This is a genomic window from Catenibacillus scindens (assembly GCF_014202115.1).
In the GTDB taxonomy this organism is placed as follows: Bacteria; Bacillota; Clostridia; order Lachnospirales; family Lachnospiraceae; genus Catenibacillus; species Catenibacillus scindens.
The window spans coordinates 121,721-136,586 of sequence record NZ_JACHFW010000004.1 but is presented as its reverse complement, the minus strand read 5'-3'; the positions used below and the strand labels follow the sequence as shown (position 1 = coordinate 136,586).

Genomic DNA, 14,866 nt, shown 5'->3' with positions numbered 1-14,866 from the left:
AAAGGTCAATTTTCTGATGATAAATATTTGACATATTTTGAGGAAGATGTCCTTCCAATCTCAAAAGTCTGTTTTTTATGGTTTTTTGAGTAATAATATTAAAAGATTTGTTTTTGCTTTATCCCTATAATGATCACATGATTTAAAGCAGAGAAAATTCCAGAAGGGTTTTCTGCGAGGACAAAAATGTCCGAAAAAAAGGAGGAGATATTTATGAAGTTTTTTAGTCATGTAGGATTTAAGGGGAAAACAACGGCAGCCTTTTTAGCCCTTTCTTTGGGAATGATATCTTTAAGCGGCTGCGGAGGATCCGGCCAGCCGGCGGACACATCCAAAACTGCGTCAGCATCCCAGGAGGCAACGGAGGGGAGCGCCGCAGCGGAAAACAGCGCCGGTCAGGCAGCATCCGGAACAGAGGAAGATATCGCGCAGATTGTTGTGGCCTACCCGACTAACGGAACCATACCGCAAGACCTGGAGATGGTGCAGGACGCCATTAATGAGATTACAATTCCGGAGATCAACACTGAGGTGGAACTTTTTACGGTGGAAGTGGGAAGTTACACCCAGCAGATGAATCTCATGCTGTCCAGCGGCGAGAAGTTGGACTGTATGCTTACATTTCCCGGCGGGTCCGCCAGCTATTCAGGTGTGACGACCCAGGGCGTGTTTATTCCTTTAGATGATCTTCTGGAAGAGTATGGCCAGCAGCTTACGGAGACTGTGGGATCAGATATCTTACAGGCCACAACTTACCAGGGAAGTATTTGCGGCATCCCGGCTTACTATGATGTGGCGGAAAGTGTGATCTGGTATATGAGGGAAGACCTTCTGGAAAAATACGGGTTGACAGAGCAGGCTCAGTCGGTGAAATCTTTTGATGATATGGAGGCTGTTCTCACAGTGATCGCTGAAAATGAATCCAATATTTCCCCTATTGCCAATGCTTATATTGGCGGCGCAATACTGACCACAAGCGATTACTACTTTTTAAACGGCTTTGACGATCCAGTGCAGTTTGACCGCCTAGGAGACAATACCCTTCAGTTTGCAAATATGATGTACACAGACGAGCGGATCGTCAATCTGTTAAATTACGGCGTGGAAGACGTCCATTATGTTGACAACGGCGATGGGACCATCAGTTTCCCGGAAGGCGTGACCCAGGAAAACTCCGGATATTATACATTTACCTACTGGTTTTACGGCAACGGTTTTATCCGCAAAGTCTGGGAGGGCAATGATCCTGATCTCCTTGCCGAGCGGGAGCAGGTGCTGAAAGATACGCCTAAATCCCAGAGCCTCGCTTTTTCCTTTGACCAGACAGACTACTCTATGGAAATGCCCCAGATTAATAATGTCATTGAGCAGTATCGTCCGGGAATTGAAAGCGGATCGGTTGATCCTGAGACAGAAATTCCAAGATTTCTGGAAGCTTTATCCGCCGCCGGAGGCGACAAATATCTTGCCGCTTACCAGGAACAGTTAGACGCCTATTACGCGGAAAATTAATCGGAAAAGCGAGAAAAGGCATTCCTTTAGAATCTTTGTTTGTCAACGCTTTGTAAATAGAGTATACTTGCAGTATGTAACAGTTTTGTCCACGCATCCCAGATGGCTGAACGGTTACTGCAGTATATCCATAAAAATAAATGGAGGTTGACAAAGATGAAAGCACTGATCGTTTATTATTCCCAGACAGGCAATACCCAGAAAGCGGCAAGAAAGATCCGGGACGGTCTGAAGGCCGCCGGATGGGAGGTGTATGTATCCCTGCTGAAAAACACAAAGGCAGAAGATCTGGAGGACTATGATCTTGTGGGAATCGGCTCGCCGGTGTGGTATGAGATGACGCCCAATATGCGTCTGTTTGTGGAAAGCCTTCCGGATCAGAAAGGCAAGCCGGCCTTTTGTTTCTGTACCCATGGAACTATGCCCGATCTCTATTTCCCGTTAGCTGTTCCCAGGCTTATGCAGAAGGGCTTTACAGTTCTTGGATGGGACAAATGGTACGGCAACTGTTCTATTCAGATATTCCCGGAACCCTACTATACAGCGGGACATCCTGATGAGAAAGACTTAGAAGATGCCTTTGCTTTCGGAAAGAAAATGGGAGAGATGGGGGCCGCTTATTGCCGGGGCGAGAACGTAGAGCTGCCAAAGTCGCCCATGCCAAATATGATGCCCATGCACGCCAACGCGGCTATTGATCATCTGGGGGGATTTCACAATGTCCACGGAAAGCTGGTGAGAGATCCGGAGAAATGTCTTTATCCGAAATGTCACATTTGTATAGACCATTGTACCATGGGTTACAACGACTATTCCTGTGATCCCCCAAAATATGGCAGCGAGGGAAATTGCTGTGATGACAGACACGGATGCACTTACTGTGAAATGCTCTGTCCTACAGGCGCAATTCACCCGGAAATCCCCTATGAACAGGCGGCACCGGCAGGGCAGGATCACGGTTCAGAGCTGTTCTGTATGGTTCTTGAAAAAGCGGAAAAAGAAGGAAAGTTCAGAAGACTTATCCCATTTGATAAGGTAGGGACAAAGACGCCGTTTTATTCTGTACATAATACGCATCCCCGGCTGAAACCCTTATCGACAAAAGCAGATAATGAATAAGAAAATCAAGCTGCGGCCCGGAGACTTTTATCGGGGCAAAGCAGTGTCAGGCAGCGCTTCGGTTCATCAGTGACCGAAGCGCTGCTTTATTGTTTTCAGTCCCCGCTGCTGTTCATTGCCGCTTGTGTCGATTTCTGTCAATATCACCGCGAGGGCGGTTCGTTTGCCGGGACAGATATTTTTTAAAGTGAGATCAAATTGGACAATGCGGCCTTGGGATTCCAGGTACACATCTCCCAGATCCAGTTTGAGAGAATCCTGGCAGCCTTCCATGGAAAAGTCAATAGGGACAGGGCAGGGCTCTGGATGGACAATAATGCCGCACTGGACAAAAACTTCAGGTTCCGGAAATGTGACGGCATTATTTTCATCGAAATATCCGGAGCGGCGGCGAGGGCCAGTGTGACTCTCAAAACGCCGCTGCAGTCCATCTGTGTCATATTGATCTTAAGGAAAGAAACTTTCCACTATATCCTATGTCGCATTTTGTCGGCGGATGTATGTCTAAAATAAAATATTCGTATAAACCCTCCGGAAGATGTATACGATTTATGCAAGGAAATCCCGCCTGCTTTGCAGGCTTTACCTCTGCTGCCGCAGCTATGATTGCTCATTTGGTGGAGGTTCCTGCTTTAAATCGACTGTGAATAGTAACGCTATAATGAAAATTATTATGACGTTTACTATAAAAACATAAAAAATTGGCATAGGATTTGCGTAAAAATATGGGCAGCAGAGTTCATTGACATGCCTTTACCGGCTGTCGGTGAGAGGATAAGATAATCATCAAAGGAGTGAAGGATTATGAGTTCAAAGAAAAATGTTTCCGTGCTTGGCGCCGGAAAAATGGGCCTGGGTATTGCCCAGTTGTTCGCAACAAAAGGATATAATGTAAAGGTGATCTATGTTTATGATGATAAGACCCGCTATGACGCAAGAGCCGTTGTGGAAGACAATCTGAGAGTGCTGGCGGCCAATGATGCTCTGGATGAGGCCCAGATCCCTGAAATTCTGGGACGTATCGGTTTTGTAGATACTATCGAAGAAGTTGCGGATTTCGCTGATATTGTATTTGAATGTATTGTTGAAAAACTGGAAGTAAAACAGGAATACTTTGCGAAAATGGACAGCATTTTCCCGGTAAGCACTATCCTTGCCAGCAATACATCCGCTCTGTCTATTACAGAGATCACTGAAAAATCAGTACATAAAGAGAGAATCATTGGAACACATTACTGGAATCCAGCGTACCTGATCCCGCTGGTTGAAGTTATCCGCACAAAATATGTTTCTGATGAGACAGTTCAGGCAACCTATGATCTTCTCAAAGAAGCCGGAAAACGTCCGGTTATCGTTAAGAAAGATGTTCCGGGATTCCTGGCCAACCGTATGCAGCACGCTCTTTTCCGCGAGGCTCTGTCCATTATTGAAAATGACATCGCTGATCCGCAGGATGTGGATGACGCTATTAAATATGGTTTCGGTATGCGTCTTGGCATCTGCGCTCCGGTGGAAGTTATGGATATGGGCGGTCTGGATCTGACCTATAATATTCATAAATATCTGTTCCCGCACCTGGAAAATTCCACAGAGCCTTCAAAACTGCTCACCGACAACATTGCCAAAGGAAATCTTGGATTTAAGACATTAAAAGGTCTTGAAGAATATACAGCGGAAGATGTGAAGAGAGCCAACGAAGAGCTGACCGAAGGCCTGATCAAAGTGGCAAGAGCCCTGGGCCGTCTGTAAAAAGATATGCCGCGCCGGACGCGGAGCAATCCGCGTCTTATGCCCATTTGTCGGGCAATATCATTAAAATACAGGAGGAATTTACTGTGAGAAATGTAGTCATTGTAGCAGGCTGCCGTACACCCATCGGAACTATGGGCGGCCAGTTTAAAACATTAACAGCTCTGGATCTCTCCATTCCCGTTATGCAGAATTTGATCCAGCGTTCCGGTGTTGACCCAGTCATGATCGACGATGTGATCTGGGGATGCAATTATCAGAGAACTTATAAAGAAAATAACCTGGCAAGAGTAGCCGCGGTTAAGGCCGGACTTCCGGTGACTGTTCCGGGTATTACTATTCACAGAAACTGCACATCTTCTATGTCAGCTATCCAGATGGGCTACTATCAGATCAAGGCAGGGGAGGCCGACTGCATTATGGCTGGCGGCGCCGACAGCATGAGTACAGCTCCACATATGGTATTTGATGCCAGATATGGAAAACGGTACGGCCATATGGAACTGCGAGACTCTATGTGGGATTCCCTCACAAACCTGGGCGTAGGCCCGGCTATGGGTATTACTGCTGAAAATGTGGCGGATAAATACGGCATTACCCGTGAAGATATGGATAAATACGCTCTCCTTTCTCAGCAGAGAGCTGTAGCTGCCATTGACGCCGGAAAGTTTGAGGAGGAGATTATCCCTGTGACTGTTTCCTCAAGAAAAGGGGATACAGTATATACCGTAGATGAGTATCCGAGAAGGGATTCTTCTCTGGAAAAATTGGCAAAACTCCGCCCGTCCTTTAAGGAAGACGGAAAAGTGACTGCTGGCAACGCTTCCGGTATGAACGACGCATCTTCCGGTGTGCTGATTATGGAAGAAGAAAAGGCCAAGAGCCTTGGACTTCCCATTCTGGCAAGGATTGTCAGCACAGCGACCACCGGCGTGGAACCTGAGTTAATGGGCATCGGCCCCATCAGTGCCACACAGAAAGCATTGAAAAAAGCTAATATGACTGTCAGCGACGTTGGATTATTTGAGATCAATGAGGCTTTCGCGGCACAGTGTATTGCCTGCCAGAGAGAACTGGGCATTCCGTTAGACCGGTTAAATGTCAACGGCGGCGGTATTTCCCTGGGACATCCTGTAGGCGCTACCGGCTCCAGGATCGTGATCACATTAATGTATGAGATGAAGCGGCGCAATGAACGTTACGGAATCGCAACGCTCTGCGCAGGCGGCGGCATGGGAACCGCGATAATCATCGAAAATGTATAAACGGCGACGGGGCTTTCATAGGAGAAGTATATATGAAAGACTTTGAATTTTCTCTGCCGACAAAAATTATTTTTGGGAAAAACGCTCAGGATAAGATCGGCTCTATGTCAGCAGGTGTTGGGCGGCGGGCCCTTATTGTGTATGGAAGCGGGCGGATTATAAAAAACGGCCTTTTGAATGAGCTTCAGGGCCATTTGAAGGATGCCGGCGTGGATTCCCGCCCTTTCGGCGGCGTCTGCGAAAATCCTTTGCTGTCCTGGGTGCTGGAAGGGGTTGCTCAGGCGAAAGACTTTAATGCCGATATGGTTATTGCTGTGGGCGGAGGCAGCGTCATCGACGCAGCCAAGGCTGTGTGCCTGGGATACTGTTACGATGGTGATCTCTGGGATATTTATTCTGGAAAGGTGACTGCCGGGAAAGCGCTGCCCCTGGGGGTGGTGCTGACCAACAGCGCCACCGCCAGCGAGGCAAACGGTGTTTCTGTGTTGCGAAAAGACAACACAGGAAAGAAAGCTGCGCTCACCTGTCCCCTTATACGCCCGGCGTTTGCCCTGATGAATCCGGAGCTGACCTACAGCGTGCCGCCAAAGCAGACGGCTATCGGGGCATTAGATATCTTTTCCCATGCCTTTGAGCGGTATTTTCACAGGGAACAGCGGGGAACACTGAGAAATCTTATGTGCGAGAGCGTGATGAAGACAGTGATCATTGAACTCCCCAAAGCTTTGAAAGCGCCTGAAGATTATGATGCCCGCAGTCAGCTTATGTGGGCCGGTACAGTGGCTCACAGTGATATCCTTGGCAAAGAAGGGGTGTATGCCTGCCACGCCATGTCTCATATTTTGACGGCCCAGTACAATATGCCCCACGGCATGGCTTTGTCCATTCTGATGCCGGCATGGTGTAAATATGTCATGGTGGATCATCCGGAGGATATGGCCGATTTCGCCGTCAATGTCTGGGGGGTGGATCGTAACTGCGATAGCGTAGTCAATATGGCCCAGGAGGGTATTTCAAGATTTCAGCAGTTTGTATGTAACTGCGGACTGCCTGTGACTCTCAGGGAGGCGGGGATTGGCGATGCGGATAGCAGCGCCCTGACGGCTCTTTTATTTGATGGCAGCGGTAAGGACGCTTATATTGGCGAAAATTACGAAAAAATGTATCGACGGGATGTTCAGGCAATGTTTGACCTGGCAATCGGTTGATTTTTTGGCACGGATATTGCTATAATAGTATTGTAAGCGTTGAAAATTTTTGACGCTATATCGTGCTTTTTTACAAAAGGCCAAATATCCAGACGCCGTTTTACGGAGAAATAAACCCCACAAAAGGAGGAAAAAATATGGCTAAGAAATCTTTAGTTGCCCTTGCCAAGGGCACAGATATTCAGGCAAATGTCACAAAAGTATTTGACCTGATGGGCGGTGTACAGAATGTGATCAGAAAAGGCAGCACCGTTGTTTTAAAACCTAACGCGGGTCATGCTGAGCCGCCTGAAACATCTGTATGTACCAATCCGGAAGTTGTACGCGCGGTGATCCGTGAAGTAAAGAAAGCTGAGCCTAAGCGCATTATCGTTGCCGAGGCAGCCGCCATCGGATGCGATACAATGGAATGCTTCAAAGTCAGCGGTATTGAAGCTGTTGCCAACGAGGAAGGCGTTGAACTCAAAGATATTAAGAGAGACAAGGATCTGGTAAATATTGCCGTTCGCGGATACCGCTCCAATATAGACCATGTGCTTTTACCTAAGTTTTTACTTGAAGCAGATCACCTGATCAACTTGCCGATCTTAAAAGCTCACGCCAGCATGGTATTTTCCGGCGCCCTTAAAAATATCAAGGGTGTTGTTCAGGATAAAGTACATATGCAGATGCATCAGCAGAACCTGACTATGGCTATGATGGATGTATGGTCCGCATGCCGTGCCGATATTAATATTATGGACGCTATGCATGCTGCCAGCGGTTACAGCCCGCATATGCCGGTGCCAATTGACACAAACATGATCTTAGGCTCCAAAGACCCTGTAGCTATCGACCGTGTAGCCTGCGAAGTTACCGGTATTGATACAACATGTGTGGACTATTTTAAAGTTGCCGCTGAGACTGGCCTTGGAAATTATGATATGGATCAGATCGAAGTTGTCGGCAATACTATTGAAGAATGCTACAAGAAAATGTGGATTCCATATATCGGCGACATGAGTACACGCTGGCCGGAATATGACGTTCGCTGCGAAGGCGCATGTTCAAGCTGCCAGGCTCTGTTAGCCATCAACATGGAAGAACTGAAAGCTGTTGATGAGTATGATAAGAATGCCGGAATGACAGTAGTTATCGGTGGAAAGAATGAGATTCCAAAAGATATTCCTGATGAGAAGATCGTACTTCACGGAAACTGTACACGTAAATACCTGAAAGATCATCCAAACGCATACTGGATTCTTGGATGCCCTCCAAACGAGCCGGCTCTGTACTTGACCATCCAGCGCAAGGAAGTTATCAACGGTATGGGCGATCAGGAAGAGGAGATCATCCGCCCATGTATGGCAAGAGATGCTGCCGTATGGCGTGATTATGTATTTAAAGCTGCCGAGAAATACTACGAAGAACATCCGGATGAGAAATAAGCTATGGATGATGGATATGTACGTGTAGAAGCGGATGAGAAGTTTAAAAAACTTCTTCAGACAATTTTTACCGATGAGTTTATGCAAAAATATACCAACTTCGATAATTTTGAAGGCTTTCAGTATTCCAGTGCTGTGATCACTAACTGGAACGCGGACACGATGGTCTACGCCCGTCTGCTGATGGATAATTTTGTAAAAGAAAGCACTCAGTTTCAGACATGGGACGAGATGGTCATGAAAGCTTCTGATGAGAAGTTCGGCAAATAATTGTTACTGTGAGCAGTAACAGGGAAACCCAGGAAAGAAAGCGAATGCTTTCTTTCCTGGGTTTTTTGTGTGACCGGCGGGACGATGCGTGCTATTGGAAAGTATCGCCAACCAAAGCAAAGCCGGCAAAGACGTACTCTTTTTAGTCATGGTGATTTTGATGAGGATAGTCAATATTGTACTGACGGATCTTCCTTGAAATGGTGGAAGCATTGATCCCCAGCTTTTGCCCGGCATCTCTGAGAGAGCGGGAGTTTTTCAGTGTCTTCTCCAACAGCTCTTTTTCAAAGGCGGCCACGGCACTGGTAAAATCCATGTCCGGGCTGATATTATTTTCTGCAGATTCCTTGGGATAGGAAATATTGAGCAGGCCGGTGAGGATGCTGTCATCTACCTGGCCAGTTCCGGCGCTGCACAGCACCAGATATTCCATAATATTTTCAAGCTCGCGGATATTACCGGGCCATTCATATTTCTTCATATAGTCCATCTGTTTAGCGGTGAGATGAAAAGGACAATCATATTTTGCGATGAACTTGTTAATAAAGAAATTGCACAGTTCCTCCAGATCTACAATGCGCTCCCGCAGGGGCGGCACATAGATAGGGATAACGTTCAGCCGATAATATAAATCCTGGCGGAAAGTCCCTTCTTTGATCTTTTCTTTCAGATTTGAATTGGTCAGCGCCAGAAAACGGATATCCAGCTTGACAGGGGCTGTTCCCCCGATGCGTGTAATCTCCTGATTTTGGATGGCACGAAGAAGTTTGACCTGGAGATCCATAGGCATATCCCCGATCTCGTCCAGAAGGAGGGTTCCGTGGTTGGCCAGCTCAAAAAGGCCGGGCTTTCCCTTGGCGCTGGCGCCGGAAAATGCGCCCTTCTCGTAACCGAAAAGCTCTGATTCCAGAAGATTGGCGGGAATGGAGGCGCAGTTGATCTTAATAAAGGGCTTTTTGTTCCGCTTGCTGTTTTTGAAAATTTCATCGGCAATGACTTCCTTGCCTACACCGGATTCTCCGGTAATAAGTACAGTGGCGTCGGAGGGGGCAATATGGTTGATAATCGTCCATATATTGGCAAGGCTTGTATGCTTGCCGATCATATCACCGGACAAAGATTCATTGGAATTTTTGTCGATGGGCTTGGAGGCCAGGGCGTGTATTTCTTTGATAAAGGTCTGAAAATCATCTTTCAATGCCTTCAAAGAGACGATGGTTCTGCTGATGGCGACAACCTGGCGCAGATTTCCCTGGTCATCAAAAATAGGTGTACCTACAACGTAACCGGTTTGGGGCGGTGACGTCTTGTAGGTTGTTGATAGGCGGAAGGCGCTTTTCCCCGTTTTGATCACATCGGCCACGGCGCCGCCGGTATAAAGCTTATTTCGTCCGGTGAGCTGTGAAATATTATGCCCAAGAACTTCTTCTGGTTCAATGCCGGTATTTTTTGTGTAAGCCGGGTTGACATAAAGTACATTTCCCTTGGCGTCAGTAATGAAAATGCTGTCATCTACGCCGTCGACCACTTCTTTGAAGTCAATATCTTTTTGAAGGAAGTAAGACAATTCTTTGTCGATAGTCTCCAGCTTTCCACTGACTTTTTCATCTTTTGACAATGTTATCGCTTCTTTGAGCAGATTGCGTATATTACAGATAGCCAAATACTGATTCATAAAAACATCCCCTGTTCACACAGAATCAGACTGTGTTGTTGTCAATCATCAACGGTTGTCTGCATATGGCAACAGACCCCGATTAAATTAAAGTATACCAGTGAATTTATTTAAAGTAAATAACATAAACGAAAACATTGTTGTATTACATGACAGTTTAGCCTGCCGTTCCAAAAGGCCTGCGCAGACGCAGGCCTGTAGCTTACGCCGCTGCTTAGACATACTTTGGACTTCCTTTTATCAGGGATGACACTGGTATTGTATAAAATGCTGCAAATTGGCAACAAAATCATAAAAAACTGTGCATTTTTGCAACACAATAGCGGTATGGCTTCACAGTTTTTCACAAATTTCTGGGACTTTTTAAAATAAACGTGTATGAGCTGTTTTGCGGCGTGCCCCGGTGACTGGGGCGTATAAGATTTGATGCAGCGGAATATTTTTTTGGCACGAAATTTGCTTTATATATTAAATGAAGAAAAAATCAGAGACTTTGCAGGGGTATGCGAAGTATTTGAGCAAAATGATTTACAGGAGGAATATTATTATGGGAAAAACAGTATTAGTTGACTTATCTCATCCATTTGGCAGAGGAAATCCATTATGGCCATCCAACGGCGATTTCCATATTGACAGAGTACAGCATATGCCTATGCATTATAGACTGCTCCAGACATTCAATGATTTCCATATGCACAACAGTACACATGCGGATTCTCCTTCTCATGTTATTCCTGAAGCTCCGTATACACATGAGCTTCCTCTGGAAAACTACTGCGGTGAAGCTGTCTGCCTTGACATTCCTAAAAAACACTGGGAACTGATCACTGTTGAAGATATTGAAAACGCCGCTAAGAAAGTAGAAGGCGGAATCAAAGAAGGCGACTGGGTTCTTATCTGCACAGGTATGAACAAACGCTGGGGCGAGAATGATGATTATTTCGCATACAGCCCTGGTATGTCCATCGAAGGCGCTCACTGGATGGTTGACCACAAAGTTAAAGGTGTAGGTTTCGACCTTCAGGCTCTTGACCATATTCTCTATACATATGCCGCAGAACATGGCCCTGGCCCATATGTTCCAAGAATTGTAGAGCAGTATATTAAAGAGTTCGGTCATTCTCCGCTGGAAGACTTCCCAGAGTGGGAGCCGGTTCATACAATCCTTCTCGGAAACAACGTTATGGGTATTGAAAACCTTGGCGGTGACATTGAGAAAGTTAAAGGCCAGAGATTCTGGTTCTGCGCATTCCCACTTCGCTGGTACATGGGCGATGGTACAATCGTTCGTGCCGTTGCTTTCATCGACGAAGATAAGATCAATAAAGATGTTCCTGACCGTGTTTATAAATACGGCGTATATTAATGTAACAATCCCCCCCCCAATGCCTGCATTGGGGGGATTTAGGAACAAAAAAGCAGTACTGTTTTTGCAACGGTACTGCTTTTTTTGCCACAGGACACCCAGTTTCCGGTGACATAAAAGACAGCCAGCCGTCGGAACCGAAGAAAATGTTCCGACGGCTGGCTGTATTAAACGACTCTTCTATTTTGATTATTTAATATGGGCCAGAGCTTTTGCCATCTCTTTCTTAGCGTTAAGATCGCTCTGACGGGAGATCATAATACGCTGAGCCTGGGGTGAGCCTGCACCATGCATGGATTCTGTGCGGTAGCCTACGGCAGCGGTTCCAAGGGTCAGGTTTTCGATGAGGCGAAGGATCTTTAAGCGGTCTTCTGTAGATACAGAAGAAGAACCTCTGAAATACTTCTCAACAACAGGTCCAAGGACAGGATCTCTCAGATCTTTTTCTGACGGAGCTGTAACCATAAGGCCGCCGGCAATATCCTCGGCCAGACGGGCGATTTCATATGGGAAACGGGTAATGTTCTGTTTACAGACATTGGCCAGAAGCAGGTTGATCAGGTAGTTTCCGGAGACTGTTGCTTCGCCTTCAGCGGAGCATGCGATACCGCAACAGTAAAGGGTCTCGTTAAGATGGATCATTTCAATGAGTTTATCTTTAATGTGGGACGCCTTTGGAACACCGTTGTACTCTGCGGCAAGAGCTGCAGCACCGATGAGAACGTCGCCGACGCCAACTTTGCAGCCGCCGTAGGACTGACGGTGATAACCGGCAAAACGCTCAACAAGCATTCCGGCGAACTCATACTCGCCGTTTAAGAAGATACGGTCGTTGGGAACAAACACATCGTCAAATACAATGAGGGCTTCAACACCGCCAAATTCAGGATTGCCCACGTCCATGGAGGAGCCTTCCAGCTTTCTTGTATCACAGGACTGACGGCCGATGATCATGTAAATGCCTTCAGTATCAGAAGGTACGGCGAAAGCTACGGCGTAGTCTTTGTCCGCTTCGCCCATGGAGCATGTAGGCATAACGAGAACTTCATGGGAGTTGATGATACCTGTCTGATGGGCTTTTGCGCCGCGGACAACAATACCGTCGGGACGGCGTTCCACAACGTGAAGGTACATATCCGGATCATCCTGGGCATGAGGCGCTTTGGAACGGTCGCCTTTAGGATCGGTCATAGCGCCGTCGGTAACAAGGTCGTTGGTCTGGCAGTATTCAACGAATTTCAGGAAATTTTCATGGTAATGGGTGCCATGGGCCTGATCGCATTCATAGGATGTGCTGTAAACTGCGTTAAAACCATCCATGCCTACACAGCGCTGGAAGCAAGCCGCTGTTTTCTGACCACAAAGCCGCTGCATTTTTACCTTTTTGCAGAGGTCATCGGTACTCTGATGGATATGGGTAAAACGGTTGATCTTTTCACCGGTGATATGGGATGTAGCGGTCATAAGATCTTCATATTCCGGCATCTGAGCCAGATCGTAGGTCATACGCACGGAATTTAAGGATGGACGCAAAATGGGATGGTCCACCGGATTTTCAATTTTTTCTCCGAACATATAAATCTGCATATTCATTTTTCGGATACTTTCAACATATTGTTCGCCTGTCATTAAAGGCATGTCCATCATCCTTTCTTCAGTGGGATTGCCAGCGCCGATTTTTGCTGCGCAAAGCGCCGATTGTTCCTTGCAAAAATCGTGCGCATCCCCCGGAGGGTTTATAGTAACGACAAATCCATTTATCGTTTACTATAATATACAGCAAAAAGCGTGCCAGAATAATTACGAATCAATAATAAAATGAGCAAAGAAGGGCTGACATTTAATCTAAAATAGAGTATACTGTTACTGTTCACGGTAGCCGGAAACATTTGCTGTTTCCGGCGTAAGAAAGTGATTCAGGTATACTAAACACAGTTGCCTCGGTAAGCCGGAACATGGCGAGGTCTTTTCCGACCTACCTGTCCGTCAGAGGCCATTAACAGGAAAGGATGGTTTGTATGGATAATCATGAGACGCTTCAGTCCATAGAGGCTGTTATTGAAAAAAATGTCCGTCCCCAGCTCCAGGCCCACGGCGGCGACGTGGAAGTGATTTCCTATGATGAGGACGGTGTGTGCCGGATACGTCTTTTAGGCCATTGCAGCGGATGTCCTTCTGCGTTTATTACTACTGAGGAGATCATCCGGGCGGAAGTAATCAGAGAACTGCCCCAGGTGAAAGATGTGGTTCTTGTCCAGGAGACAAGCCAGGAACTGCTGGATTTCGCCCGATCACTCATGAAGGGAGGAAGACATGTATAACGATTTATTTACTATAGGAAATTTTACGGTTCACGGCTATGGGCTGATGATCGGTATCGGTATTATCGCAGCCTACCTTATGACCGAGCATCTGGCCAAGAAAAAGGGCCTAAGCCCGGACCCGGTATTTTCCCTCCTTGTTTTTGGTATTATCGGCGGTCTTGTGGGGGCAAAGCTTTTATATTATATTACAGTGATCGACCAGATCATTCTCGATCCGTCTATTCTTTTAAATATCGGTGACGGATTTGTGGTGTACGGAGGCATTATCGCCGGTATTTTGGCCGGATATTTAACCTGCCGCGTGAAAAAGATCAGTTTCTGGGATTATCTGGACTGCGCGACGCCTTCCATTGCCCTGGCCCAGGGATTTGGCCGGATCGGCTGCTTTCTGGCAGGCTGCTGCTATGGTATGGAGACTGATAGCTGGTGCGCGGTGACATTTACCAACTCCCAATTCGCGCCAAACGGGGTGCCTCTGGTGCCTACACAGATCATTTCGAGCGTTTTTGATTTTGCCCATTTTGCCCTTCTCTATGTGATTACACGAAAGAGCAAAAAGCCCGGTTTCACCAGCGCGCTCTATCTGATCATTTACGGCGTGGGACGGTTTGTCATTGAATTTTTCAGGGGCGACCTGATCCGGGGAAGTGTGGGAAATCTGTCAACATCCCAGTTTATCTCCATTTTTGTGGTTCTTTTCGGTGTATTATTGATGATTAAAAAGGTTCATGACAGTAAGAAAGATGAAATGGTACAGCAAAGTGCGCAGAAAGTTGAAGAAAATTCAGAAAAAGATTGACAGATTTACTAAATAGCCCTATAATGTAAACAAGTGAATAGAACAATCCGTATAGATCTGAAAGATTGTTACTGGTAAAGCAGGCAAGACTGGAGATGTAGGAAATATGAGACAGACAGCATAGACTGCCTCTTATTTACGTACAGCCCCGG

Annotated in this window: 13 protein-coding genes; 10 read left to right on the top strand and 3 right to left on the bottom strand. The window is 46.5% G+C overall.

Features of this window, described 5'->3' with window-relative positions:
• Positions 1–213 precede the first annotated feature (213 nt).
• Positions 214–1,512 carry an ABC transporter substrate-binding protein gene (locus HNP82_RS06910; protein ID WP_183772834.1) on the top strand — a complete coding sequence of 433 codons (1,299 nt, stop codon included), beginning with the start codon at positions 214–216 and terminating at the stop codon, positions 1,510–1,512.
• 156 nt (positions 1,513–1,668) lie between these two features.
• On the top strand, positions 1,669–2,631 hold the full coding sequence (locus HNP82_RS06905; RefSeq protein ID WP_183772832.1) for a flavodoxin domain-containing protein: 963 nt from the start codon (positions 1,669–1,671) through the stop codon (positions 2,629–2,631).
• Between the two features lie 66 nt (positions 2,632–2,697).
• On the opposite strand, the gene HNP82_RS06900 is transcribed toward HNP82_RS06905, so the two are convergent.
• A complete protein-coding gene (locus HNP82_RS06900) occupies positions 2,698–2,904 on the bottom strand; it encodes a hypothetical protein (RefSeq protein WP_183772831.1) in 207 nt (68 codons plus the stop codon).
• Between the two features lie 531 nt (positions 2,905–3,435).
• On the opposite strand from HNP82_RS06900, the gene HNP82_RS06895 reads away from it, so the two are divergent.
• From HNP82_RS06895 to HNP82_RS06875, 5 genes are all read left to right on the top strand, one after another.
• Positions 3,436–4,380 (top strand): 3-hydroxyacyl-CoA dehydrogenase family protein, encoded by a 945-nt coding sequence (locus HNP82_RS06895; protein ID WP_183772830.1) that lies wholly within the window; start codon positions 3,436–3,438, stop codon positions 4,378–4,380.
• A gap of 86 nt (positions 4,381–4,466) precedes the next feature.
• The gene (locus HNP82_RS06890; RefSeq protein ID WP_183772829.1) at positions 4,467–5,645 is read left to right on the top strand and encodes a thiolase family protein; all 1,179 of its coding nucleotides are present in this window, start codon (positions 4,467–4,469) and stop codon (positions 5,643–5,645) included.
• Positions 5,646–5,677: 32 nt separating this feature from the next.
• Positions 5,678–6,853, top strand: a complete 1,176-nt coding sequence (locus HNP82_RS06885) for an iron-containing alcohol dehydrogenase (protein ID WP_183772827.1) — start codon at positions 5,678–5,680, stop codon at positions 6,851–6,853.
• Between the two features lie 137 nt (positions 6,854–6,990).
• Positions 6,991–8,280 (top strand): DUF362 domain-containing protein, encoded by a 1,290-nt coding sequence (locus HNP82_RS06880; RefSeq protein WP_183772825.1) that lies wholly within the window; start codon positions 6,991–6,993, stop codon positions 8,278–8,280.
• Between the two features lie 3 nt (positions 8,281–8,283).
• Positions 8,284–8,550: a hypothetical protein gene (locus tag HNP82_RS06875; protein ID WP_183772824.1), complete on the top strand. Its 267-nt coding sequence runs from the start codon at positions 8,284–8,286 to the stop codon at positions 8,548–8,550.
• 142 nt (positions 8,551–8,692) lie between these two features.
• Here the strand turns inward: HNP82_RS06875 and HNP82_RS06870 are convergent, their stop codons facing one another.
• Entirely contained in the window at positions 8,693–10,225 is a 1,533-nt protein-coding gene (locus HNP82_RS06870; protein ID WP_183772822.1) for a sigma-54 interaction domain-containing protein, read from the bottom strand.
• Between the two features lie 547 nt (positions 10,226–10,772).
• Here HNP82_RS06870 and HNP82_RS06865 point away from each other — a divergent pair.
• Positions 10,773–11,591 (top strand): cyclase family protein, encoded by an 819-nt coding sequence (locus HNP82_RS06865; RefSeq protein ID WP_183772820.1) that lies wholly within the window; start codon positions 10,773–10,775, stop codon positions 11,589–11,591.
• A gap of 189 nt (positions 11,592–11,780) precedes the next feature.
• Here HNP82_RS06865 and HNP82_RS06860 read toward each other — a convergent pair whose 3' ends face one another.
• A complete protein-coding gene (locus HNP82_RS06860) occupies positions 11,781–13,229 on the bottom strand; it encodes a 4-hydroxyphenylacetate 3-hydroxylase family protein (RefSeq protein ID WP_183772818.1) in 1,449 nt (482 codons plus the stop codon).
• A 380-nt stretch (positions 13,230–13,609) separates the two neighbouring features.
• Here HNP82_RS06860 and HNP82_RS06855 point away from each other — a divergent pair, with 380 nt between their 5' ends.
• Both HNP82_RS06855 and HNP82_RS06850 read left to right on the top strand, forming a co-directional pair.
• Entirely contained in the window at positions 13,610–13,912 is a 303-nt protein-coding gene (locus tag HNP82_RS06855) for a NifU family protein (protein ID WP_183772816.1), read from the top strand.
• Positions 13,905–14,714: a prolipoprotein diacylglyceryl transferase gene (locus HNP82_RS06850; RefSeq protein WP_183772813.1), complete on the top strand. Its 810-nt coding sequence runs from the start codon at positions 13,905–13,907 to the stop codon at positions 14,712–14,714. The genes HNP82_RS06855 and HNP82_RS06850 overlap by 8 nt, the downstream gene beginning before the upstream one ends.
• The last annotated feature ends 152 nt before the right edge of the window (positions 14,715–14,866 follow it).